The organism is Protofrankia sp. CiP1_Cm_nod2 (genome assembly GCF_920664355.1).
In the GTDB taxonomy this organism is placed as follows: domain Bacteria; phylum Actinomycetota; class Actinomycetes; order Frankiales; family Frankiaceae; genus Protofrankia.
The window spans coordinates 1-3,205 of record NZ_CAKKTL010000339.1 but is presented as its reverse complement, the minus strand read 5'-3'; the positions used below and the strand labels follow the sequence as shown (position 1 = coordinate 3,205).

Here is a 3,205-nt window from a genome sequence, read left to right as displayed (position 1 = left end):
CGCCGCGAACATGGCGACCATGCCGACACTCATGATCAGACGGCATCCGTGGACGCGGGCGGACGCGCCCCGCGCCCTGCCCACGAGCGGGCTGGTCAGCTGGATGACCAGCCGGCCGGCCCGCCCGTCCACCGAGCACGACCGGGTTCCCGCCGGGCATGGACGTGCCGCCAGGCGCAGTACCAGGGCGGCCGCGGTGAGGACGGTCAGCGCCGCGAAAAGCAGGAGGAAACCGATGGTCAGGTCATCCGCCGACCACCATCGCAGCGCGTTCATGTAGGCCATCGCCAGGCCCTCGACCGCGAGCAGCGCGCAGCAGCAGGCCCCGGCCGCGCCGGCGTCGTGATGGCCGGTGCCGCGATCGTCAGTGCCGTGCCGGCCGGCCGCCGGTTGTCGAAAGCGTCCCGGATCATTTCCCTGAACCGCGTTGGCGGCCAGGAACACCGACGAAAGGAGCAGATAGCCCCAGGCCGGCGTGGCCCCGGTGAGAAGCCGGCCGGTGCCGGCCTGCCAGGCCGGTGGGCTGAACATGTACGCCATACCGGCCGCCACGAGAAGATGGCCGGTTTCGGTCAGCACGGTGCTCCGTTCTCCGCCGGCTCGTGCCATCCGCGCCGACCGCCAGGCGTGCCAGGCGTGAAATCCCGCGAGAACGGCGAACACCAGCGCCGCGGCAAGCCGAAGCGGGCCGCCAGCCGTGCCGCTCGGCCCCGCGACCCCCGGTACATGATGTACATGGTGCATACGGCACCGCCTGGTCATGCCAAGGCCCACGTTCACGCGGAAAATCCCGGAAAGTTCCCGGAAACCTCGTTCCGAGGACAGCCGGATACGCACCGGCCAGGCCCGGTGCCGGGCCGGCCGGAGCCGGGTGACCGTATACCTTTGCTTTTGTCTCGGTCGGTGTTCTTCGGTACCGGCGGCTGACCGGCGGCTACTGCCCGGCCGAATCCTGGATGCCGGAGGTGACGGCCAGCGCCGAGTCGAGGACGCTTTCCAGTGCCCCGGACTTCGCCTGATCGATTATCTCGTAGAACTGGTCGACACTCATCTGCACCTGCTGGCCGAAGTCGTCCACGAGGACGATCCGGCGCTCGGCCGGGGCGTCATGGTCGACGAACAGCTGCGGACAGCCGCAGCTGCATTTCCCGCAGAAGGTCACCAGGTGCTGCCGGGCCGCCCCACCGGCATCCGGCACCGCGTCCGCTGGAGTTTCGTCACGCACTGTCCCCACCTCACCCGCCTGGCCGACGCGTCGGCATGGCCAACCTGCTCGCAACATCACTCACAGCGTAAAGAGCCTCACGCCACCCTGTCCCCGTTTCCGTGAAATCACAACGAAAACCCTGCCCCGGGCCGGGGTCCGCCCAAGAATCGGTGCGACGGGCAGTGATGTAACGGACGATGATGCGGCGGGCGTGGAAGCCATCCGTCCCATCGCGGTCTGTGCACCGCGGGCAGGGGGCGAGGCCATGATGGATCGTCATGCTGGGCCGTTTCGTGGGCTCGGGATCCAGGGATGGGCCACCCCGAAGTCGGCCCTGGTGGTGACCGGATGCGGCCCCGCCGCCGGGGACTGGTCGCGGACCTGTCACTGGCGGTCGAGAATCCGCTGGGCTCCCGCGGTCGTGGGAGGCAGGCGTCAGGTCGTTTTCGTGACGCTTCAGTACATTAGGTGGCGCTATAGATACATATGGTATCCATAGTCATAACTTGTACCGACCGAGTTTGGTAAGCGTACGTTGGGGTACTACTGTAACTCGTTGTTACATCTCACGGTGAGGGCTGCGGCGGAACAGGTGGGCCGGGGAGGTGTCACCCGGCCGGGATCCGCGGCCCGGAGGCAAGGGGGCGCGGAAGAGGTCCTAGCCAACGCCAGGTCACGACCTGCCGCCCGGCCGGACGGGTGGCGAGGGGGAGGCGGCCTCGGCGGCAGTGGGGGTGGTCCGGTTTTTTCAGGGGCCTGCGACGACGCGCCGAATACCGTTTCGCGTCGTCTCCGGCCCATTCTGGTAAAGGGGGGTAGTTCTCATGGAAAGCTCACGAGAGAGGGGCGTCCGTGCGTACGCTCGACCCCATCACCCTCGACCTCGACGCCATCGAGGCCGGTAAACTCGCCAACGGCATCACCCTGAGCCTGCTCATTCCCGCGCGCGGCCCGGAAGCGGCCCGGACACTGGGTAACATCGTCGCCCTTAATCGCCAGCACTGGATGCTGGAACGCCCGGTGCTGGACGAGATCGGTGTCGTTGTCGACCCGTCGTCCGACGGCGACGAGCATGACCTGGTACGTATAGCGACGGAAGCCGGGGCGAGCTGGGTCGTTCGGGGGCGGTCGGTCATCGGACATCACATGAAACACGAGCCGCCCTCCTACGGGGGCAAGGCCGGCGCGATGCGCAGCCTCGCCTACCTGGCATTCGGCGACCGGTTCATATTTCATGACGCCGACCTGGAGCACTACGACCCGCTTACCGTGGGCCTGCTGGCGGCGGTCGCGACCACCGGCAGCGCGTCGTTGTTCGTCAACGGCAGTTCCCAGCGGGTGACCGGCGACGGCCGGCCCGGCGGGCGTACCACCGAGATGCTGCGCTCCCTGCTCTCCAAGCAACTGGCCCACTACGTCCCCGCCGTCACGGCCATCCAGCAGCCGCTCATCGGCGAGTTCGTGATCGACGCGGACCTCTTCGGCTCGCTGGCCTTTTCCCGCGGGTACGGCGTGGAGACCTCCCTGAAGGTGCTCGCCCTGGATTTCCTGGGCAGCCTGAAATGTGTTCAGGTCGAACTTCCGGTCAAGTACCAGGTCGGTCAGGACTATCGCGACCTCGTCAAGCAGTTCCATGAGATAAGCTTCACGGTCGACGTGCTGGAGGCATATTTCTCCCGCCGTCGGATCGATGCGCAGGTGGCGATCTGGGAGATCGCCGACAATTATGACCTGTTGCACCCCGGGCGTACGTACGCGCTGCACCGTCCGCCCGGTTACGACGACACGGCGTTCGTCCCGCGGCTTGGTTTCTACCAGCCGCTGGCGAATTCGCGGGCCTACCAGGCGCGGATTCCCGAGATCAAGGCAGCGCGCCACGCGGCGCTGAAGGCGCTCGAACGCCGGATGCGGGCGTCCGCGTAAGTGGGCTGGCCGGCCCCGGGCGCGCGCCGCCGGGGCCGGCCCGTCGTCCGTGGCCGTGCCCGGCGGCGCGCCACC

General features: G+C 67.9%; 3 protein-coding genes. 1 reads left to right on the top strand and 2 read right to left on the bottom strand.

The window, feature by feature from the left end; all coding sequences use genetic code 11:
• Window positions 1-579: DUF5134 domain-containing protein (locus tag NBW84_RS22920; RefSeq protein WP_250287320.1), on the bottom strand; the 579-nt coding region annotated here is incomplete at its 3' end.
• 355 nt (window positions 580-934) lie between these two features.
• Entirely contained in the window at window positions 935-1,225 is a 291-nt protein-coding gene (locus NBW84_RS22915) for a hypothetical protein (protein WP_250287318.1), read from the bottom strand.
• Window positions 1,226-2,059: 834 nt separating this feature from the next.
• Here NBW84_RS22915 and NBW84_RS22910 point away from each other — a divergent pair.
• Window positions 2,060-3,130: a hypothetical protein gene (locus NBW84_RS22910; RefSeq protein WP_250287316.1), complete on the top strand. Its 1,071-nt coding sequence runs from the start codon at window positions 2,060-2,062 to the stop codon at window positions 3,128-3,130.
• Window positions 3,131-3,205: the final 75 nt, after the last annotated feature.